Source organism: Paenibacillus sp. FSL R7-0333 (genome assembly GCF_038000365.1).
Classification (GTDB): domain Bacteria; phylum Bacillota; class Bacilli; order Paenibacillales; family Paenibacillaceae; genus Paenibacillus_AQ; species Paenibacillus_AQ silagei.
The window spans coordinates 5117857-5138557 of record NZ_JBBOBZ010000001.1; the positions used below are offsets into that span (position 1 = coordinate 5117857).

Annotated in this window: 17 protein-coding genes; 8 read left to right on the forward strand and 9 right to left on the reverse strand. The window is 51.6% G+C overall.

Going from position 1 to position 20701, the window contains the following annotated elements; translation table 11 throughout:
- The first annotated feature begins 18 nt into the window (after nucleotides 1-18).
- Nucleotides 19-1152, forward strand: a complete 1134-nt coding sequence (locus MKY86_RS21605; RefSeq protein ID WP_076086856.1) for a response regulator — start codon at nucleotides 19-21, stop codon at nucleotides 1150-1152.
- A gap of 263 nt (nucleotides 1153-1415) precedes the next feature.
- On the opposite strand, the gene MKY86_RS21610 is transcribed toward MKY86_RS21605, so the two are convergent.
- Both MKY86_RS21610 and ltrA read right to left on the reverse strand, forming a co-directional pair.
- Nucleotides 1416-2597 carry a hypothetical protein gene (locus MKY86_RS21610; protein WP_076086859.1) on the reverse strand — a complete coding sequence of 394 codons (1182 nt, stop codon included), beginning with the start codon at nucleotides 2595-2597 and terminating at the stop codon, nucleotides 1416-1418.
- 626 nt (nucleotides 2598-3223) lie between these two features.
- Nucleotides 3224-4522 carry a group II intron reverse transcriptase/maturase gene (gene ltrA, locus MKY86_RS21615; protein WP_076086932.1) on the reverse strand — a complete coding sequence of 433 codons (1299 nt, stop codon included), beginning with the start codon at nucleotides 4520-4522 and terminating at the stop codon, nucleotides 3224-3226.
- Nucleotides 4523-5169: 647 nt separating this feature from the next.
- Between ltrA and MKY86_RS21620 the strand changes: the two genes are divergently transcribed.
- The 6 genes from MKY86_RS21620 (at nucleotide 5170) to MKY86_RS21645 (ending at nucleotide 12054) form a co-directional block, all read left to right on the forward strand.
- Nucleotides 5170-5697 carry a cupin domain-containing protein gene (locus tag MKY86_RS21620; RefSeq protein WP_340827465.1) on the forward strand — a complete coding sequence of 176 codons (528 nt, stop codon included), beginning with the start codon at nucleotides 5170-5172 and terminating at the stop codon, nucleotides 5695-5697.
- Between the two features lie 225 nt (nucleotides 5698-5922).
- A complete protein-coding gene (locus MKY86_RS21625; RefSeq protein WP_076076332.1) occupies nucleotides 5923-6678 on the forward strand; it encodes a LytR/AlgR family response regulator transcription factor in 756 nt (251 codons plus the stop codon).
- Entirely contained in the window at nucleotides 6665-7966 is a 1302-nt protein-coding gene (locus MKY86_RS21630) for an ATP-binding protein (RefSeq protein ID WP_076076329.1), read from the forward strand. The genes MKY86_RS21625 and MKY86_RS21630 overlap by 14 nt, the downstream gene beginning before the upstream one ends.
- A gap of 331 nt (nucleotides 7967-8297) precedes the next feature.
- Entirely contained in the window at nucleotides 8298-10340 is a 2043-nt protein-coding gene (locus tag MKY86_RS21635) for a serine hydrolase domain-containing protein (protein WP_076076328.1), read from the forward strand.
- Nucleotides 10341-10616: 276 nt separating this feature from the next.
- Complete coding sequence (locus MKY86_RS21640; RefSeq protein WP_076076325.1) at nucleotides 10617-11210, forward strand: DedA family protein; 594 nt, start codon at nucleotides 10617-10619, stop codon at nucleotides 11208-11210.
- A gap of 31 nt (nucleotides 11211-11241) precedes the next feature.
- A complete protein-coding gene (locus tag MKY86_RS21645) occupies nucleotides 11242-12054 on the forward strand; it encodes an undecaprenyl-diphosphate phosphatase (protein ID WP_076076323.1) in 813 nt (270 codons plus the stop codon).
- 116 nt (nucleotides 12055-12170) lie between these two features.
- Here MKY86_RS21645 and hflC read toward each other — a convergent pair whose 3' ends face one another.
- Both hflC and hflK read right to left on the reverse strand, forming a co-directional pair.
- The gene (gene hflC / locus MKY86_RS21650; RefSeq protein ID WP_076076320.1) at nucleotides 12171-13037 is read right to left on the reverse strand and encodes a protease modulator HflC; all 867 of its coding nucleotides are present in this window, start codon (nucleotides 13035-13037) and stop codon (nucleotides 12171-12173) included.
- Nucleotides 13034-14077, reverse strand: coding sequence for an FtsH protease activity modulator HflK (gene hflK / locus MKY86_RS21655; protein WP_076076392.1), 1044 nt, complete (start codon nucleotides 14075-14077; stop codon nucleotides 13034-13036). The genes hflC and hflK overlap by 4 nt, the downstream gene beginning before the upstream one ends.
- Nucleotides 14078-14322: 245 nt before the next feature.
- Between hflK and MKY86_RS21660 the strand changes: the two genes are divergently transcribed.
- Nucleotides 14323-15720, forward strand: coding sequence for a helix-turn-helix transcriptional regulator (locus MKY86_RS21660; RefSeq protein ID WP_083684593.1), 1398 nt, complete (start codon nucleotides 14323-14325; stop codon nucleotides 15718-15720).
- 450 nt (nucleotides 15721-16170) lie between these two features.
- Here MKY86_RS21660 and MKY86_RS21665 read toward each other — a convergent pair whose 3' ends face one another.
- The 5 genes from MKY86_RS21665 to MKY86_RS21685 form a co-directional block, all read right to left on the reverse strand.
- Nucleotides 16171-16920: an amino acid ABC transporter ATP-binding protein gene (locus MKY86_RS21665; protein ID WP_076076317.1), complete on the reverse strand. Its 750-nt coding sequence runs from the start codon at nucleotides 16918-16920 to the stop codon at nucleotides 16171-16173.
- Entirely contained in the window at nucleotides 16920-17675 is a 756-nt protein-coding gene (locus tag MKY86_RS21670) for an amino acid ABC transporter permease (RefSeq protein ID WP_076076315.1), read from the reverse strand. The genes MKY86_RS21665 and MKY86_RS21670 overlap by 1 nt, the downstream gene beginning before the upstream one ends.
- A gap of 42 nt (nucleotides 17676-17717) precedes the next feature.
- Nucleotides 17718-19049, reverse strand: a complete 1332-nt coding sequence (locus tag MKY86_RS21675) for a CapA family protein (RefSeq protein ID WP_076076312.1) — start codon at nucleotides 19047-19049, stop codon at nucleotides 17718-17720.
- 18 nt (nucleotides 19050-19067) lie between these two features.
- A complete protein-coding gene (locus MKY86_RS21680; RefSeq protein WP_076076309.1) occupies nucleotides 19068-19916 on the reverse strand; it encodes a transporter substrate-binding domain-containing protein in 849 nt (282 codons plus the stop codon).
- Between the two features lie 220 nt (nucleotides 19917-20136).
- Nucleotides 20137-20592: a MerR family transcriptional regulator gene (locus tag MKY86_RS21685; RefSeq protein ID WP_076076307.1), complete on the reverse strand. Its 456-nt coding sequence runs from the start codon at nucleotides 20590-20592 to the stop codon at nucleotides 20137-20139.
- Nucleotides 20593-20701 lie beyond the last annotated feature (109 nt).

Here is a 20701-nt window from a genome sequence, read left to right on the forward strand (position 1 = left end):
GTATGAGGAGGTGAGGCAATGCTTCGGGTAGTGCTGATTGATGATGAACGTCTCGCTCTGATCCAGTTGGAATCGACACTCAGAGCGCTGGGATCTGCCGTTGTAACGGCAACCTATACCAATCCGCTGCTGGCCTTAAGCGAAGCGTCAGACTGGGATGCAGATATTATTTTTCTGGATATTGATATGCCCGGGATAAACGGAATGGAGACTGCGAAGAGGCTGGAGGAGATTTGCCCCCGTTCAGCCATTGTATTCGTAACCGCCCATAACAGCTTCGCGCTGGAGGCGTTCGAGGCCAGTGCCCAGGATTACCTGCTCAAGCCCGTCCCCAGGGAACGGCTCAGCAGAACCATTCAGAGAATCAGGAACCGCAAAAAAGCTATGCACAAAGAACTCAAAAAACACTCGCTGCTGATCCGCGGCTTCAATTCCATCCAGTTCGAGCGGGATGGAATACCGATCAGGGACTTTCGCTGGCGGACCTCCAAGTCTCAGGAACTGTTCGCTTATCTGCTCTATTACCACGACCGGATCGTCGTCAAGGACAAGCTGGTTGAGCTGCTGTGGCCCGAAATCTCGCTCAAGCGTGCGTCCACCCATCTGTATACGGCGATCTATCAGCTCCGGCAATCGCTGAAGCGGTCGGACATCAGCCTCGTCATCAGTAATGCAAGCGTGGGTGAAGGTTATATGCTGGAGAGCGGGGACGCACAGATTGATTTTGTCCTCTGGGAAGAAGGCATTGTCTCGCTGGACCCGGTTGGTGATCGTAATGTCACAGAGCATGAAGAGCTGCTGAAGCTCTATACAGGCGATTTCCTGGGCGATTACGATTACCTCTGGGCCGAGAGTGAGCGCCAGCGGCTGAGAAATCTCTCCCTGCAGCATGCCACAGAGCTGGCCGATTATTATACCGCCAAGGAGAATATCACCAAAGCCGTCAACACCTATCAGCAGATTGTGGAGCTACACCCCTATCATGAGCCGGGCTACCTGGCGCTTATGGAATTCTACAACCGGCTGGGGGAGCTCAGCTTCGTCCAGGAGCAATATGAGAAGCTCCGCAACCTGCTCTGGCGGGACCTGAAGCTCACTCCTTCCGCGAAGGTCGAGCGCTGGTATGGGAACTGGAAGCGGCTATATACCTGACCCTTATGTATACAAAAACGGTATGCCGGCACCCCCGGTCAGGGGTTAGGCATACCGTTTCTTGTTGCACCCGCAGCTCCATTCCAACGGGAGGACCTGCGCATGGCGCTGTCCCGTCCTTTCAGTGAGAAGCTGCGGGACATGCGAATCCGCTGACATAACCGGTGTACACAGGTTCTCATGCAGTAGCTACCCATGTCAGGCGGACCCTCACTCTTTCATTGTACCCGGTAGGGAGAAGTTAAAACGCTCCTGCCCGAGGTTTAGAAATTCATGTAGACCACCTCGTAATCAGAGAAAGGCTCCATCCATTGCACAATCGTCTTCGGCAGCTTGCTGGTGCCGGGAACATTCGTATAGAACCGCACGAAGGTCTCGGGAACCTCGTCCGAATCCGAGGCTTCATCCGAATCGAGCGCAGCCGCCCAGAAATGGCCCTGCTTATCATACATGATGATGGCTTCCGTAAAGGTGAACAGCCCTCTCACGCCGCCCTGTACCACTCTTGCCCCCTTACCATCCAGATCCTTCGGCTCATCCAGCAGCTGCATACTGTACAGGAACAGATCATAATCTTCCCCTACCAGCTTACGGAAGGCTTTGTCCTCCGCCGCCGTCTTGAAGACGCCGGTGTCCTTCAGCGTGTAGACCTTCTCGTTCGGATCTCTTGTATATTCGCCAGTGTAGGTTACATTAGCCCCAGCAGAATACACCGGCGAAGGGCTGGTTACGTACAGCTTGCCGTTCAGCAGATAGAAGAAGACCACCGAACCGTCCTCTTCCTTATAGACGGCCATCCGTTTGCGGACTACTGCCGACTCTTCATACAGCTGGCCGGAATGGGCTCCATCATAGGCATCCACCGAGAAGACCAGCTTGTCGCTCTTCACATTGCTGAATTCCACATAAGAGCCATAGAAAGGCGATTGACTCTGCATATACCATTCCCCCTGCCAATCCGCAGCGGATGGCACCTTGGAGCTGGCTGCGGCGGCAGACGTCAATGCCTCTACCGGAAGCTGGCGGGTACCGTCCGGATTGCTCCATACCCCGGCGAAGCCGGTGCCGGGAATCCACCAGCCCTGGAAATGACCGGTCTCCTTGCCCTTGGCATCATACTCATACATATGGGCGATTTTGCCGTTGACATTGCCGGTGAGTCTGATCGTCTTTTTGTATTTGTCATAATAATAACTGCCGGTCAGCTTGCCGCCGCTCTCCACCTTAATGGACATATGGATCGGCAGATTGCCATTGATCGCCCCCGTCAGCGGCACCAGGCCGTTCGTTACCGGACTCGGTGTTGCTGAAGCGGCAGCAGCCACTGTCCCGGCCGATGCAGCCTTCGCCTGTGCCGGAGCAGCCCCAGCTCCCGGCGGCAGCAGGATGGCAGGCAGCAGAACTGCAGCAGCCAGCAGGGTACTGATTTTACGGATAATTCTCACTATAACCCCTCCCTTTCACAACCCTCTATAACAGCTACGTTACACTGTATGCCATCAATTACCCTTTTACAAGCAGATAGAAAATAGCCCCGCTATATTTATTGCACTTATAATTTCACCAATCGCAGGCTGAGGATATGCCATATCCAAATTAAGGTATTACCGGACCTTAACGAACCAGCGTCTCATTCGCAGAGGAGTCATTCGGATGCTGTAGGTGCTGGAACGACAGTAACTGCATTTTGTACAATGGAAGGCTGGAAAAAAGGCTTCGAAATAGAATCTACTGCATTCCGTACAATGGAATGTTGAACAAAGGCCAGTTTTCACCCAAAACACAACATTCTACGGTATGAAATACAATAGAATCTCCTTTTACGGTCAGCTATGCGTTTTCTATTGCAGGAAATACAATCACCTACTTGAATGTAAGTGCAGAAATCGCTAACGGGTGCAGGATCAACCCAATATTGGTAAGGGATAAAGCTGCGTTCGTAACGAAAAAACAGGGATAAGTGGTCGAGTAGGCGGGGCCTCTCCATCGTGGATTGTGCCCCTACCCCTCACAGATCCGTACGTGCGCAATTTACGCATACGGCTCTTCACCCCATCGTTCACAGTTGGCCTTAGTCGTAGATATTGACGTAGATCCGCGGCTTCGGTAGCTTGAATTCTTTAAGCACTTCGTAGAATCTCTCCCGGGTGAAGCTCCTGCGCTGACTTCTGCGGTTTAGCCATTTGTAAATCAAGTCCAGCGTTTGCAGGTAGTAGGATTTCATTTTCTGCGCGTTATCCGTGATTCCGTAGTATCGGTAGTGACCCGACAATTTGGCCCGGATGACGCCTAGAAACTCCTCCTGCTTCATATGCCGATTCCACCTGACCCAGTTCTTCATGGCTTTGACCTTCTGTCTGAACTTCTTCCCACTCGTTTTACGCTTCACCCGGAAGGTTCCTCTTCGGCTCTTGGCGCAGTAGTGTGTGAACCCTAGGAAATCGAATGTTTTCGGTTTCCCTTCGCCCTTCCTCCGTGACTCTGCTTCCGCAAAGCGACCGAACGCGATGATTTTTGTCTTCTCTTCCGCAATGCTTAGCCCGAATTTCTCCAGCCGGAGCACAAGCGCGGTATAGAAACGTTCTGCGTCTTCTTTGTACTGGAAGCAGCACACAAAATCATCGGCAAAGCGCACCATTTCGGCTTGCCCCGCGCACTGCTTCTTCACCGTCACGGTGAACCATAGGTCAAGGACATAGTGCAGGTAGACGTTGGCTAGCAGGGGCGACACCACCGAACCTTGGGGAGTTCCTTCCTCCGTCGGTTCAACGTGTCCCTCCTCCTGTATGCCCGCTTTCAGCATCCGTCTCACCAGCCGGTGGATGTTTGGATCTCCGATTCGTAGTTCGAGGAACTTCATCAGCCATTCGTGATCCACGTGGTTGAAGAAACCCGAGATGTCCGCATCGACGACATAGCTGGTTTTCCCATGTTCAATGACCCGGTTTAGATGTTTCAGCGCACTGTGCATGCTTCGGTTCGGGCGAAATCCATACGAGAAATCCAGGAAGTCTTGTTCATAAATGGCTTCGAGCACTCTTTTCAGCGCATGTTGCACCAGTTTGTCCTCATACGCAGGAATGCCTAGGGGCCGCATGCTTTTCTCGTCCTTTGGGATGTAGACTCTTCTCGCCGGCTGAGGTCTGTAGCTTTTTCGCTTTAGCCGGTCCACTAGATGTGCTACATTCGCTTCCACGTTGGTTTCGTACGTCTCTTTGGTCGATCCGTCGACTCCCGTTGCTTTTCCCGGTTTCATCTCTTTGTGACTTTCCGTTAATGCTTCTACGTCAATAAGATGTCCGATGGAGGTGAACCGTAACTTCGGATCTTCTTTGGCCATTTCTGCTATTCTTGCTAATTTCGTTTCCATTTTTTTTTCCCACCTCTGCGTGTGGCCAATGTGTCCTTACCAAGATTGATAGGGTGTCGCCTGCCTTTCCTCCGCCCCCATTACAGGGGTTTCACAGGTCTTATGCGGCAATCCGACTCCCTGGACGCCGTTTGGCATTCTTACGTGTTACGGCTTGTTTGCCATACTCCTGTAAAGGTTCCTAAAGAGTACTTCTCTCGCAGAAGAGCGCCAGGGTCTCCCGAGTTGCTGAGTAACCAATGGGTATACATGCCTGGCTCTTCGACCCCGGGGAAGCTCCTCCATCCTCGCCCTTTCGGCTGGAATCATGTTGTCTTCCGGGAGAATAAGCCCGTCGACCTTCCCGTTTATTGCGTTTCGAGGCTCAATCACTTTCAGGCCTGCATCCTAACTGTCTACGCTTAAACGGTAGGGTTACCCCTGCCGCTCCAAGACTCGCTATTGGTGGCGTGGCTTTCGCCTTTCCAAGCAGGGATTCCACCTGCTAAGTTACTCAACCTAGGCTCGGTCGCTCTATTCTGTGCAACTAGAAACAGCGAAACGGGAGTCCTTCTTCTAATTGTAGTAATTCTCACACGGACAAGATACATTACTAACATTAGGGTAATTCTATATATATACCAAAATTCACGTAGGAGATGATCCGTGTGTCAGAATACAATTCGGTATGCCGGGAGTCGGACGAATCTATAGTGAAGCTCAGCTTCCAGGCGGATGGCCTGCTGCCGAACAATCCGCAGCTTCCTGCCGTGCTATATAAAGGGGTGCTGCGGGACCACCCGGAAGATACTGAACAGATCTTCAATGCCAACGGCTGGCTGAACAGCTGGGTGAACGGCGTCTTCCCTTACCACCACTATCACAGCAACGCGCATGAGGTACTGGGTGTGATCTCCGGCAGCGCCAAGCTCCAGCTTGGCGGAGATGCCGGGTACACCGCCGACGTTAAGGCCGGGGACGTTGTGGTGCTGCCTGCCGGGACCGCGCACAAGAAGCTCTCGGCCTCGCCGGACTTCCGCATCGCAGGCGCTTATCCCGGCGGAGCCGATTATAACACCCGCCAGGCCACCCCGGAGGACTTCGCAGCGGCGCTCCCCGAGATCCGCGAAGTCCCGCTGCCGGAGCGCGATCCCGTCTATGGCGAGGCCGGGCCGCTGCTGCGGCTGTGGAAGTGACAACAGTTCCTGGAGCATATACTTAAACAGCGGAGCGGGCGGAGCGCCCCCCGTAAAAGCGTAGCGTTCGCCTTGATCTCCGGATGTTCAGCACTCCGCTTGTGCAGTCCAGGGATTAACTTCTGCCTTTGGCCCCCTGTTCTGCTCATTTCTCTTGCCATACTATATAATGTTGTATACAACTATCCACTTAGGCCATGCGCCTGAATAAAGGGGGGCACTTGGATGTATCGAGTAGCGATATGTGAGGATGAAGAACAGCAGCGGGAGCTGGTGAAGAGGATTCTGGTCGGCTTATCCGTCAAGACGGATACCGAATTCGAAATTGAGCTGTTTCCTTCCGGAGAAGATTTAATCTCACACTATGAACGGGGCGGAGCCCCCTTCCATATCCTGATTCTGGATGTGGAGATGGGCGGGATGAACGGGATTCAGGCGGCGCAACGGCTGAGAAGCCGGAAGCATTTTGACGAACAGATTATCTTCCTGACCAGCTACCCTGAATATATGGTGGAGAGCTTCGACGTGATTACCTTCCAGTATCTGATCAAGCCGGTCGCCCCGCAGCTCCTGGAGGAGAAGATTCTTAAGCTGTGTGACTACTTCCAGGCGCAGGATAAGAAGTTCATGGTCATCAAGTCCGGGTATGAGGAGGTCGTCTTGCGGCATGATGATATCATCGGCATTGAGGCGGCCAAGAGCCTGACGGTCAAGAGCAAGCTGAATGTGATTACCACCACAGGAATCTATGAGACCAGAGGAATTATAGCAGAGTACGCTTCAGCACTGCGGGACAGCCATTTCCTGCACATCCACCGTTCGATTATTATCAACCTGCTGCATGTCCACAAGTTCGCGGGCGGCTCCGTGCTGATGTCGGGCGGGCAGGAGTTCCCCATCGGCCGGTCCAAAATCAAAGAGGTCAAGGACTTCTACACCAAATTCATGATCATGAAGGGCAGCTCCTATGACTCACTATAATCTGACCCTTGTCGTCTGTGTGGTGCTGGTGATGTGCTTTCAGACCCAATTCTTCTTTGCCTCCGTATTTGATAAGTCCGCCAGGAAGCCTAACCGGATCATGTACTTCCTCATCTACGGGATACTCTGCTTCCTCTATCTGGTCACCCCGCTGTCCCCTCTCTTCTCCTCCGGCATAGCTCTGCTGATGATCTTCAGTATGGCGCAAGCCTATAAGGTGGAGATGAAGACTCAGGTGATCTTCTCCCTGCTGTACGCTGTGCTGATGACGGTGGTCAGCTTTATGTCGCTGTATATTTTCTCAATGATAGATTCGGTTGACTATACCAGCATGAACTCGGGTGCGGGGATTGACCGGCCGGCCTTCATCAAGGGGCTGATCCTGAGCTGCATTATTATGTTCCCTGTCATTCAGATCATCCGGCTGATCTCCAAGCGGCGAAGCGTATCCCTGCCCTACCGGTATTATGTAATGTTCCTGCTCGTCCCGCTCATCAGCACCTATCAGATCAACGTCCTTACGGTGAACAGCACGAAGGATTTCTATTATTTCTTTGCGATTCTCGGCTTCCTGTTCCTAAATGTGATGATCGTCTATATCTTCGATACGATAACGGATAAGTTCCAGTTCATGCATGAGAACGCCCAGCTCCAGCACCAGATGAACTATCAGGACGCCAACTATGAGAAGACGGTGCACAGCTTCAAGTCGATTAAAAGAATCATCCACGATACCCATCAGCAGTTCCTCTACATTGAAGAGTGTATCCGGCGGGATGATCCGGCCGCGGCTCTGGAGCATATCAAGCTTACGCAGAATAAGGTAGAGGATGCCTACCAGCGGGTCAACACCGGCCATCTGGCGGTGGATGCGCTGGTCACGAACACGCTGAATATCGGACAAGCGAACGGCATCCGAATCGATACCCGGCTTAAGCTGCTGCCTGGTGAGCTTCACATCGACCGTTATGACCTGTGCGTCGTGCTGGGCAACATGCTGGACAATGCCATTGAAGCCTCCAAAAAAGTACGGCTCGCCGAGGACCGCTACATTCTGATCCAGATGCACTCCAGTGAATCCGCGTTGTTCATCCGCATCCTGAATCATACCGCCCCGGAGACCACCTCTTTGCAGAGCCGGAAGCCCGACCCGGAATACCACGGCATCGGCCTGACTAATATCTCCAGAATCTGCGAGAAGTACGGCGGCAATATGACGATTGAAGCCGGGCATCGGGAATTCAACAATATGGTGATCCTCCCCTTCTCACGCGAAGCTTCTATATAAAATGCACTAAACATTAAGTTTCGCCGTCACTGCGGTGAACATTTGGACTTCCGGCCGCTGTTGTATTTGGATTTCCTGATCGTAACCGCTCCTCGCGGTAGAAATCCAAACCAAGCATATGCTTACGATGCGAGCTTTCCTGCGGAAAGCTTTCAGGCGGTCGCTACCGCTCCTTTCACTTTTTGTTACCGTTTTTTGTGCCTTTTAATCTAAGTTTCTACGTTAAGGGATCGTTATTAACGTTTCAGGGTTATTCGGCCACGCTCCTCTCTTCTGCCTGTATGATAACTTCAGGAAGATTACCCAAGAGACACAAGAGGAGGAATTCAAGATGAACAAGTTAACTTCAGTCGTATTGGCTGCCATGCTGGTGATCCCCGCAGCCCAGGTGTCCGCTGCACCGGAGAAGGAGAGCCCGGTGCAGGCAACGGCCCGCCTGCTGGGCTCTAAGATCGTATCCGATTATGGGGTAAGCGGCATGCAGTATGCGATCAGGGATAAAGGTGCCATTACAGTGTCGGGCGGCTTCGGTGTGTCCGATCAGGCAGCCGGGACACCCATCACGAAGGATACGATGTTCGGCATCGGCTCAGTCAGCAAAATGCATGTCTCCGCAGCCACGATGATGCTTGCCGAAGATCAGATCATTGACATTGATCAGCCGCTGACTACGTATCTGCCGCAGTTCAAGATGGCCGACGAGCGCTACAAGAAGATTACACCGCGCATGTTAATGAACCATTCCTCGGGCCTGTATGGCAGCCACTACGGGAACAGCATTCTGATGGATGATAGTGATACACAGAATCATGATGACCTGCTGACAAGGCTTCAGTCCGAACGGCTCAAATCCGATCCCGGCGCCTATTCCGTATATTGCAATGACGGCTTTCAGCTGCTGGAGCTGATGATTGAGCAGGTGACCGGCAGCAGCTATACAAAGTTCCTGGAACAGCACATGAGCAGCCCGCTGAAGCTAAGCTCTACCAAGACGCCGCTGGATACTTTTAATCGGCAGCAGCTTGCCAAGACCTACTTCCCTGGTCTAACGCAGGCATTGCCTAGCGAGAATGCCAATATCCTCGGAGCAGGCGGCCTCTATTCCACAGCCGAGGATCTGACTACATTCGCCGAGATGCTGAACGGAAAGCATCCGGACATTCTGTCAAAAGCCTCCGCTACAGCGATGCAGCAGCCTGAATACAAGAACGGGCTCTGGGTGCCTGAGGAGAGAAACAGCTTCAATTACGGTCTGGGCTGGGATGCCGTAGATCTGGCACCCTTCGGTGATTACGGAATCAAGGCCTTATCCAAAGGCGGAGATACCATCATGTATCATGCTGACCTGATTACCCTGCCGGAATCGGATATATCCATCGCGGTGCTCTCTTCAGGCGGAAGCTCAATCTATAACACTATTTTCGCCACCAATGTGCTGCTGGCTTACCTGAAGGATACCGGGAAGATTAAGAAGATTCTGCCGGATGCTACCTTCACTCCTCCGGTCAAAGCGGCTATGCCTGCTGAACTGGGAGCCTATTCGGGATTATACGGGACCGTCGGAGCAACCACCACGATAGCCATTAAGGACGGGGCACTGGATCTGCCTGCGCTTGAAGGGGGACTCATTCCTGCACAGAAGTATATCTATACCGGCAAGGGACAGTTCACAAGCCCGGACGGCAGCGCAGCCGTGAGCTTCGATAAGCAGAAGAACGGCAAGACGTATCTGAAGCTGAACACCCACTTGACTATCCCCGGTATCGGTCAAATGCTAATGGTCACGTATGAGTATCAGAAGCTGGATGTAAGTCCGCTGAATGCTTCTACGAAGCAGGCCTGGGCGCAAAGAGACGGGAAGCATTACTATGCTGTGGATGAGAAAATCAATTCCTTCTTCTACCTCTCCCCTTCCATCTTGACAAAGACAATTGAGGTTGAACAAGGCTACGCCACCGGGACGCGGATTGTGGACGAGAACACCGCCGTCAATGCGGCTGAGATTCCGGTGATGAACGGCAGAGACGCCTTCGATCTGACCTTCTCCAAGCAGAACGGTACCGAATACTTAACCATCGACGGCAATGCTTATATCAGCGAAGATGCCGTGAAGCCGATCTACGGAGGGCCGGCCTCTACCAGCACCGTTCCGGCGGGCGGACAGAGCGTGTGGTTCAAGATTGATAAGAAGGCCGCCGGCAAAACCATGACCGTTACGGCTCCCTCAAGCGGCGGATACGTTGTCTATGATGTGGACGGGATGATCGTAAGCCACTCCAGAGTGATCCAGGCCCCGTCGGTCAAGTTGCCGCAAGGCGGAATGGCCGTCTTCGGCGGGCAGGCGGGCGATGTGTTTAAGATTGAGCTGAAATAACGCTTTCATTTTTTCATCCAAAATTTCTCCCTTCTCCCAAACTTGCTTAATGGTATATAGGTGTGTTTTAATGTTATCAAATTGAATAATACTCTTATCCAGAGTTCGGTGGAGGGCTTCGCCCGATGATACCGCTGTGACCGGAATGCTAATGAGCATCTCAGGTACAGCACTAGAGGCGTCCAGGATGCCTTGCAAAGATGAGAGGGTGCTGACAGTTGATGAGACTGCCCCCTTTAATTAGGGGGCTTTTTGTTTGAGAAGGGAGAGAAATGCATGACAGAATGGATCACGGAATTTATACTCTTTTTCAAAGATTTGTCGTATGCAGGAATTGTTATCGCCTTGTCGTTTGAATTCGTACCTGCTGAAATCGTGCTGCCGCTTGCCGGGTATTGGGTGTATCTGGGGGACATGAAGCTCATTCTTACGATTCTTGCCGGTACTGTTGGAGGGACATTCGGCCCGCTTACGCTCTATGCCCTTGGCCGGTTTGGCGGCAGACCTGCGATTGCTAAGTACGGGAAGTATTTTTTCATCCGTCCGCATCACCTGGAGGCCTCCGACCGTTTCTTTGATAAATACGGCAGCGGTGTGGCCTTCTACGGGCGCTTCATTCCCGGTGTGAGAACACTCATCTCCATCCCATGCGGCATTGCCAAAATGAATGTGTTTGCCTTCAGTCTCTACACCTTCCTTGCCATGCTGCCGATTACCTCGATCTACGTCTACCTGGGCTACAAATTAGGGGCGCAGTGGGAGCATGTGGACGAGATTGTCAAGCCTTACATTCTTCCGGCGGCAACCCTGTTCCTGCTCGGCTTCGGGCTGTACGTCTTTTCCAAGCGGTACCGGAGACGGCAGGCTTAATAATGATGCGTTTCAACTTTAGGAGGAAAATATGGAATCTGCATTCGATTGGCTGAAATACCTGCTCTTAGGCCTGGTCCAGGGGGTGACGGAACCGATTCCCGTCTCCTCCAGCGGGCATTTAATCATCGTACAACGTCTGCTCGGCATGAAGCAGAATGGGCTATCTTTTGAAATCTTAACCAATACGGCTTCCTTGATCGCCATCTGTTTCATTTTCCGCAAAGATATCATGGACTTAATCACAGGGTTCTTCCGTTATCTGAAGACGCGCGATACGAAATACCGGTCTGAGTTCATGTTCTGCATTTACATCGTTATCGGCACGATCCCCGCAGCGGTTGCTGCCGTATTCTTCAAGGATACGATCGAACGTGTCTTCACTTCCGTACATACCGTATCCATCAGCTTACTCATTACCGGGGTAGCTCTCTGGCTGATCCGCAATCTGCGCGGCCAGAAAAGAGACGGCAATCTCACCGTGAGAGATGCCATCATCGTCGGGCTGGCTCAGGCGGTAGCGCTGATTCCCGGCATCAGCCGTTCCGGTTCAACGGTGATCGCCTCGATTGCCGTGGGGATGAAGCAGGAGACCGCACTTAAGTTCTCCTTCATGCTGTACATCCCCATCAGTATCGGGGGCCTGATCATGGGCGCATCCGACATCGTGCATGACCCTAACCGCGCCGCGCTGGCGATGCCTTACCTGATCGCCTTCATCACCACGCTTGTCGCCACCTACTATGCCATGCGCTGGTTCATCGGCATTATGGCGAAGGGGAACCTGATTTACTTTTCCTATTACTGCTTCGTGGTGGGTACGCTGCTGCTGATCTTCCTGTAAAAAGGAGCCGCCCTGGCGGAAATCCACCTCTTGCCCGAATGGCGATACTCTCAACTAAAAGAGCAGCACTTCTTCCATCTCAGGAAAAGTGCTGCTCTTTTTATTGTAACACTATTCTATTGTCCCATCAGTATCTTCGCATATGGCGAATCGATCGGGATCATGATCACCGGCTCATTCTTCAGCGTGGTCACATAACTCTGCAGCGTACGGTAGAAGCTATAGAACTGTGGAGACTTGCCATAGGCCAGATTGTAGATTTTGGCGGCTTCCCCTTCCCCTTCGGCAATAATCTTCTTGGAGTCGGCTTCTGCCTGGGCCATCAGCTCCCGGGAAGCGCGGTCTGCCTTGGAGGTGATCTTCTTGGATTCCTCATCCCCTTCGGACAGATAACGCGCAGCAATGGATTGGCGGTCCGAGATCATCCGGTTGTATACGCTCTGCTTATTCTCTTCCGGCAGGTCGGTACGTTTGATCCGAACATCAATGACTTCAATGCCATAGTTATCACGGGATAGGGCGTCACTTACATCCTTGGTAATCTCATCGTTAATATTGCCCCGTCCGGTATCCTCACTGATGATATTCTCATAGTTAATCTCCGACAGCTTGCGGCGCACCGAGTTATAGACGGCTTCATCAATACGCTGAACCCCGCCGCCTACCGATTGCACGGTTCTGAGGAACTGTGAGGCGTTGGTGATTCTCCAGACCGTATAATTATCGACCACAATCGGTTTCTGGTCTTTGGTCAGAATGCTGGTCGGCGAGCTCTCGTATGTCATCTGATACTTGGGAAGCTCCGAGACATTCTCGATAAAAGGAAGCTTGAACTTCAGCCCCGGCTCCTCCACCGCACGCATCGCTTCACCGAAACGGAGGACGACCTTATACTCCCCTTCCTTCACGATGTACATAGAGCCGGCCAGCAGAATAATTAGGACGATTGATGATATCAATAAGATGATCGGGTTTCTTTTCACTTGGCATCTCCTCCTTGCGGTGCGGCTGAAGGTGCCGGATTCACAGCAGCAGGAGCAGAGGGGCTGTCCTTGGTGCTGCGCATCAGCTCATTCAGCGGCAGATAGTTCACAGTATCACTGTTCGAGTTGGTAATGAATATTTTGGCGTTAGGCAGGATCGTCTCCAGGGTCTCCAGGACCAGCCGGCTCTCGGTGACGCTCTGATTATTGGCATATTCGGCAAAAATCGCATTAAAACGCGCCACATCCCCCTGCGCATTCAGGATACGTGACTTCTTCTCGCCTTCGGCCCGCTCCAGCAGCGCCTGCGCTTCACCGCGCGCCTTCGGAATGATATCGTTCTCATACTTCTTGGCGTTGTTGATCTTCGTATTCTTCTCTTCGCGGGCATTAGTGACTTCGCGGAAGGCCTCTTCGACCTGGCCGCTTGGCGGCTCAATATCCTGGAATTTGATATCGATGATCTGAATGCCGGTGTTGTATTTCTTCTGCAGATCCACCAGCAGCACGCGGACCTTATCCTGAATGACCGTCTTCCCGTCGGTAATCGCATAATCCAGCTTCTCGGAACCAATGACCGCACGGATCGAGGAGCTGGCCGAGTTACGCAGGAATTTGTCCGGGTCATCAATGTTATACAGGTAATCACGGATATTGCTGATCTTCCACTGGACTACCGCATCGGCAGAGACAATATTCTCATCGCCTGTAATCATCATAGCTTCATCATCCACAGGTACAGCTCCATCCGACTCCTGGCGGTATCCGATATGAATCCGCTGGGTCAGCTCGGCAGGCACGGTAATTACATCCTGGATGGGATAGGGCCATTTGAAATGAAGCCCAGCTGAGCTCTCACTCGTATACTTGCCGAAGGTCAGAATTGCTGCACGTTCCTGCTCCTGCACCGTATAAAATGAGGTGGCGCCGATATACAGCAATACAGCCGCAGCGGCTACCCCCACCCCTATCCTTTTGTACATGCCCGGCTTCAACTTCGGCAGCTTGAACCCTGGGATATTATCGCCATTCTGGTTCATGAAATTCAAGATGCATCGCTCCTTTTGGCGTATTTTAGTCTTATTAAAGGTATATATACGGATACAAAACAAAAAAGTCGCAACTAATTCAGCTTTGTTCAAGCTTTCTTCATTTTGCTGCGTTTCTCTCTGTCAATTGCCACTATTTCACTGTTTGTACTCATTTGAAATATTGACCATTGGAATATTATAGAATATTATTACAATTATAAATATTTTTCGGAATCCAGTCAGGTGGTGTATTCATGGTCCCAACGATTGCCACGATTCGAGATGCATTGGCAATGTATCTGTCGCAGCAGGGGATGTCCATTCATCAATTCTCCATTCACACCGGTATTAATTCAGGAACACTTAGCCGGTTGCTTAAGGGTCAGCAGCCTATTGCTATGGACCATCTGGTACGGATTACCCAAGGGATGGAGCTGCCGGAGGACCACTTCTACAGCTTATATGTAGACGAATGCTTTCTTCACTCACCCCCCACCTGGCGGCGTTTGCGGCCGTTTCTTTTGCGTTCAGCCGAGCTTGGGCGTCTGGATTGCATTGAACAGGTGGTTCAGCAATTGCTGGAGAAGCTGACCTACGCTCCCATGCTGTTCGAAGTGGCTGAGGGGCTATTTCAGGAGGGGCAATGGCAAGCTGCGGCTCTGCTCTACAAAAATGTGAGCGACTGTGAGAAATACCAGAATTCCGAGCGGCTGGCGGTGTGCCAGTACCGTCTCTTCCGGATCGCCCTTGGTGACGATCAGACTAGGAATTTGCAGGCGGCTCATATCTTTGAATGTTATTTGGATAAGCTCGATGAGGCGGATCAGTTGGATGGAATAAAGTACTTGATTAATGTCTATTATTCGCTGCGCAAGTGGGAAAAGGCAGATCAGCTGTCTCAGGAAATGCTCCATCTGGCTACACTTCGCTATAATCTTCAGCGCCGTTCAAACCGTAAACCAAGTAACGAAAAGAAGCCAGAAAAGCCGCTCTGCTTCTATATTTACTATTCACATTTAATGCGTGCAAGTGTCTGCGAGGAATACGGTGACTTCACATCAGCACTGAAATTCGTAACGCTCTACACAGATGCAAGCTGGATATCTCAAGATGATGAACAGGCACAACGGACTATAGCTCAGTTTCAGGAGTGGGGTGCAGCAAATACCTTGCTCTACCAGGTCATGTCTGGTCAACAGGAGGTTCTTTCAGAGTATGTCGATCATATCTCACCTCAAAGTGATGAGATATTCGTTGCATTATATAATATCCTTACATCGGCTAACCGCTATCGTTGGGATGTGGATCATATTCTGGAACAGTTTGCTGCCTATATCCCCTACCGGACATATGCTACAGAATTCGGTGAGTACAACCAGTTGATCTTATCGGACCAACATACCCGGTTCCTTGTCGAGCTGGCAGTCTACTACCTCCGCAATAAGCGAAATGAAGAATTTAGTTTCATCCTGCAAAGTTTGGAATCCGCTGCAACGATTAACAATGAGAATATAGCACTCACTTGTGCCGATCTGTTTGAGCAGTATCAGTATGAAGCCGGTAAAGAAGAGATGGAGCGATACAAACTTCTGATCAGGACAGTAAAAAAATCTAATACTAAGAAAGTGCGTTCTTCTTCTAGCTTTGTGTAGTATGGCAGCCGTAATTATTATACCTGCAGGTACTATTTACTCCGTAGCAAACACTAGTACTCAAATGTTGATGCAATTTATGGGGCACAGTACAGACTAGGGATGAAGCTTTATTGTACAGCAATGATTTGAGTTCATTTTTCCTCCACTGCCCTTCGTTTTCAACGAAGGGCGCACACCAAAAGACGTTCCCGGCAGGTCGGGAACGTCTTTTGGTAACTCATATACTAAGCGTAACGGACTCAGGAGTACTTATCTCTGCTGAAACTCCACGTTGGGACAAGTTACGGACACCACAGCCCTTATCGCCCGCTCTTTCACCCAAAAACGTCTCTCAGACAGACTCTAAGGTCCCCTCGGTCCGTTAAGCCGCAAAAAGTGGTGTTTTCTTGCAAATAACGGCCCTCAGGTCCGTTAGGAGCCTACTCGGCTCTTGCAATGGTGCTTTTCTTAAATACTAGATTTATTACGGAAATAATTCTGCAGGAACTCCTTCGCACGCTCGGACTTGGGATGATTGAACACCTCGTCCGGAGTTCCCTCCTCGACGATTTTCCCTTTGTCCAGGAAAAGCACCTTATTCGCTACTTCATAGACGAAGCTCATCTCATGGGAGACCAGGATCATCGTCTGACCGGTAGCTGCGGTCTTCTTGATCGTCTGCAGCACCTCGCCGACCAGCTCAGGGTCAAGCGCTGAGGTCGGCTCGTCCAGGAGCAGCAGCTTTGGATTCATCGCCAGGGCGCGGGCAATGCCCACCCGCTGCTGCTGGCCGCCGGACAGATGCTTCGGATAATAATGCGCCCGGTCCGCAAGACCTACTTGCTCCAGTTGCTCCTGTGCAATCTGCGCGGCCTCGCGGTCGTTCATCCGCTTCACGATCTTCAGGCCTTCCTTGACATTATCCAGCGCCGTCCGGTGCTGGAATAGATTAAATTGCTGGAAGACCATCGCCGTCTGCTTCCGCAGCTCCAGTCGCTGCTTGTTCGTAATCGTGCTGAAATCGACCTTGAAGCCTTCGAGATCCAGCATGCCCTGGTCCGCCTGCTCCAGGCAGTTGAGCGAACGCAGGAAGGTGGACTTGCCTGCACCGGATGAACCGATCAAGGCTACGACATCGCCCTTCTCAATCTCCAACGACAGATCGTCCAGAATCAGATTGCCGTGGAAGGACTTCGATAAATGACTTACCTTGATCATCAGATTCCTCTCCTTCCCCAAGAGAACCAGCCGCGGTTCATAGCCCCGGCAGCGGAGTCCGGAATGGAGAACCGCTTCTCCAGGAATCGGAGAAGCTGCTCAATCAGAATCGTCATCACCCAGTAGATGATCGCCAGCGCGAGATACACCTCGAAGAAGCGGAAGTTGCTGCCGGAGATAATTTTCCCCTTAGCCGTCATTTCAATTACACCCGCAACGAAGGCCAGTGAGGTCCCCTTCAGCAGTCCGATCAGTGCGTTGCCCAGCGGCGGAATCGCCACCACCAGCGCCTGTGGAACGATGACTCTTCTCAGCACCTGAAGATAGGTCATCCCCAGGGATTCAGCGGCCTCGATCTGGCCCTTGTTCACCGATTGCAGCGCAGCGCGGATCGTCTCCGAGTTGTAAGCCGCTTCATTGAACGCGAAGGTGACCAGCACGAAGATCATCGCCGGAATGGCATTGATATTATAGTCCGTCCCGTACTGCTGATTAATGAATTTCAGTAACAACGGAATTCCGTTATAAGTCAGATACAACTGCACAATGATCGGCGTTCCACGAATGAACGAGATGAAGACTGTGACTAACTGGCTTAGCACGGGAATCCGGCGCATACGGATAATGGCGAACAACAGAGCAAACACAAGGCCGACGATCATTGAGATGACCGTAATCTGCAGACTCACAGGAAGGACCTCTAACAGGCGAGGAATCGCTGAGAACACCGCGTTGATATCAAAAATCTCTCCCATACCGTTTTACTTCCTTCCACGTTCAATTTACACGACACCGGCTCAGCAGGGTCTAACGGTCAAATGCTTTCCTTCGTATATAATCTGAGTATGATACCGCTCTTGGCTCACCGCATTCAGCCGCTCCACCAGGGAAGCCGCTGCTTCATCCGAAGCCAGCACAGGCAAGCCCCGCTTGGTCACCGTAGGATGGGTCAGTCTAAGATCAATCGGAATCAGCTCGTAATCAAACCGGTTCTCCTCCACATTCAGATCGAACATGACCAGGAAGTTCTCCGAGAACTTGCGGTCGCTGTAGAAGCCCTGCCAGTTCCCTTCGCTGTCCTTGGTTCTGTTCTTGTGCAGGGTAGACGGAGCTTCATTCTCGGCATACCCGTAGGCGGTGAACATCTCGGGAGATACAATCGACTCTCCGGCTTCGAACTCCATGAACAGACTGCCTATGTTATAGAAAATAGGCTGGCCCTTGTACAGCTCCACCCCTCTGGTGAAATGGGCACCATGTCCGAAGACACAGCTCGCTCCGGCATCCACTGCTCCGCGCGCGAAGGTCTCGATGAACTCTGCCGGATAATCGGAGTACCAGTTCTCATTCTCACCTTCATGGGTATGCAGGCTGACGAACACAAAGTCACTGCGTTCCCGTGCATCCTGAATGCTGCGGTAGATTTCCTGCTGATCCTGCTCATGCGCGGCTGTTTTGACACGGGACTGCTCTCCCTTTTCAAAGGTTAAATAGCCTTCAAAAAATGAACCGAATTCATAGTAATTCTCCGATTTGCTCTTAAAGGTCTCAATCCGCTTGCCTTCCTCCATGCTGGAAGCAATGCCGATGCGCTCACTGATCTCCTTCAAGGTGCTGAAGTCCTGATCGTTCACGACATAGGTCCGCGACCAGCGAAGCGGGTTAACGCCCGGGCGGGCAGGCACGCCGTTCCCCGGATTCGAAGCAGCGAACACCTCGCTTCTCGTCACATCGATAGTGATGATGGCAATCCGGCCGTCTGCGGTATCCACAAATACCGGCTTGCGGGCTTCATGCAGGCTCATGCCCACCCCCAGAGGGGTTAGTCCGCGTGCTTCCGCCTCTTCGATCGTATCCACAAGACCCTGGGTCCCGTAGTCCCCTGTATGATTATTCGCAAAGCTCACATAACGGATATTGAGCTTCCCGAATTCGTCCAGCGCCTTGGGACGCACACTGGTCTGATAGCCGCGGCCTGAGGCCGGAGCGGTATTCAATCTCGGCGTGACAAACTCGGCATTCGTGAACACCTCATCCGCCCCCTTGAGCAATTGAAGCAGCTCCGGGTCCATCGTCTTATATAAATTGCTGCTGGAGAATAATGCATCTCCCGAAACTAGAAATTTCATGCGATCACCTTTCTTCGGTTACTCCATTAGCTCTTTCTTCGGCAGATAATCGCCGCCTAGCTGTTCTTCGCTGATCTTCAGCAATGTGCCATCCGCATACATTTCCTTGATTCTCTTGTTGACTGTATCCAGTAGTGAGCTGTCCGCAGACTTGGAGAGCAGGATGTAAGATCCGGGATCACTATTCTCTGTAGAGAAGGCAACAACCTTCAGGTTGGTGAACCCATGCTCCTTGATGGCCTTCTCGGCAGACACACGGGAAATGATACGCACATCATAGCGTCCGGCTTCAATGCCTTCGAACTGCTTCACGAAGTTCTCGTCGGTGTACATAATCTCCGCTTTGGCATCCGGGTTCGCTTCATTATAATTCTCCAGCAGTGTGGCACCGGAGTTGCCGACTTCTGTTACAGCTTTATAGCCCTTCAGGTCTTCTACTGCCTTAAGGGTGTTATCATCCTTGCGGACTACGAATACATTCGCATTCTCAATAATCGGGAGTGAGAAATTGTACTTGCCGCGTCTCTCGGGGTTGGAGCTGAAATTGTTCGCTCCCAGCTGGAAACGTCCATTATCGAGACCAGTCAGAATCCCTTCGAATTCAATCGCTTGAACCTCTAGCTTATATTCCGGAAGGTCTTTGAAGATAGCCTTCATCACTTCCACATCGTAACCTGTCAGCTGCCCGTCCTTCTCGTAGCTAAAAGGGTTACTGACCCCGCTCGTAGCAGCAATAATGGTCTTCGTACCTGCTCCAGCACCGTTTGTCTCTGCGGAGCCTGCGTTATTCTTATTTCCATTACCGCAGCCTGCAAGGACCAACCCGAGCAACACAATCAGAACGCCTGGCACAAATTTCTTCTTCATTATAACTTCCCCCTCATCTAGTAAAAGCTCTCTCTCGTTGTCCTATGATGTCCAACTTATCATAGTCATTTAGTCTGGAATTATTATGTCACGGGGTATACACGGTGTCAAGGTGAATGGGCAAAGGATTGACGAATGATGGCGAAAGAAGTCGATTGAGAGCTGGGTGTGCTGCCTAATATAGGTATCCCCCTGCGGTTAGAGAGTATTCCCCTGGCTGCTAAGAAGACCGCACCACTCTCTTCCGGCGCGCCGGAACCTTGACGCCCTCCTTCATAAGCTTGCTCCAGTTGCCGGGATTGGTCAGGTCCGGGATGTGCTGCTCCAGAATGGCCTGATATTGAAGGGCCTTCTGTTCCAGATGGGCAACGCGCTGCTTGGCTTCTTCCAGCTGAAGGAGCGCCGCTTCCCTGTATTCCATCATCATGGCAAAGCGCTGCGCAATCGTCGAATCTCCTTCGAGACAGAGATCGACATAAGTTTTGATGCTTTCTATCGGCAATCCTGTCTGCTTGAGACATTTGATCCCGTAGAGCCAGTTCATCGATTCATCGTCGAACAGCCGGATGTTGTTTTTATTACGCTGAATACTCGGCACCAGCCCTTTATCCGTATAAAAGCGTACTGCATGTTCAGTAAGTCCAGTCATAGCGGCAGCTTCTTTGACAGTATACATGATATGCCTCCCTAAAAAAATAGTAAGCCCTGCTTGACTTCGTGTAACACGAAGGCGATAGGCTTATAATATAGCAAAACGGTAGCCAGTGGAATCCCCGCTGTGGTGT

What these genes read in the sequence shown, in the direction of transcription:
- MKY86_RS21605 (WP_076086856.1), top strand. Translation starts at nt 19, where the DNA reads ATGCTTCGGGTAGTGCTGATTGATGATGAACGTCTCGCTCTGATCCAG.
- ltrA (WP_076086932.1), bottom strand. Translation starts at nt 4,522, where the DNA reads ATGGAAACGAAATTAGCAAGAATAGCAGAAATGGCCAAAGAAGATCCG.
- MKY86_RS21625 (WP_076076332.1), top strand. Translation starts at nt 5,923, where the DNA reads ATGTATCGAGTAGCGATATGTGAGGATGAAGAACAGCAGCGGGAGCTG.
- MKY86_RS21630 (WP_076076329.1), top strand. Translation starts at nt 6,665, where the DNA reads ATGACTCACTATAATCTGACCCTTGTCGTCTGTGTGGTGCTGGTGATG.
- MKY86_RS21635 (WP_076076328.1), top strand. Translation starts at nt 8,298, where the DNA reads ATGAACAAGTTAACTTCAGTCGTATTGGCTGCCATGCTGGTGATCCCC.
- MKY86_RS21640 (WP_076076325.1), top strand. Translation starts at nt 10,617, where the DNA reads ATGACAGAATGGATCACGGAATTTATACTCTTTTTCAAAGATTTGTCG.
- MKY86_RS21645 (WP_076076323.1), top strand. Translation starts at nt 11,242, where the DNA reads ATGGAATCTGCATTCGATTGGCTGAAATACCTGCTCTTAGGCCTGGTC.
- hflK (WP_076076392.1), bottom strand. Translation starts at nt 14,077, where the DNA reads ATGAACCAGAATGGCGATAATATCCCAGGGTTCAAGCTGCCGAAGTTG.
- MKY86_RS21660 (WP_083684593.1), top strand. Translation starts at nt 14,323, where the DNA reads ATGGTCCCAACGATTGCCACGATTCGAGATGCATTGGCAATGTATCTG.
- MKY86_RS21665 (WP_076076317.1), bottom strand. Translation starts at nt 16,920, where the DNA reads ATGATCAAGGTAAGTCATTTATCGAAGTCCTTCCACGGCAATCTGATT.
- MKY86_RS21670 (WP_076076315.1), bottom strand. Translation starts at nt 17,675, where the DNA reads ATGGGAGAGATTTTTGATATCAACGCGGTGTTCTCAGCGATTCCTCGC.
- MKY86_RS21675 (WP_076076312.1), bottom strand. Translation starts at nt 19,049, where the DNA reads ATGAAATTTCTAGTTTCGGGAGATGCATTATTCTCCAGCAGCAATTTA.
- MKY86_RS21680 (WP_076076309.1), bottom strand. Translation starts at nt 19,916, where the DNA reads ATGAAGAAGAAATTTGTGCCAGGCGTTCTGATTGTGTTGCTCGGGTTG.
- MKY86_RS21685 (WP_076076307.1), bottom strand. Translation starts at nt 20,592, where the DNA reads ATGTATACTGTCAAAGAAGCTGCCGCTATGACTGGACTTACTGAACAT.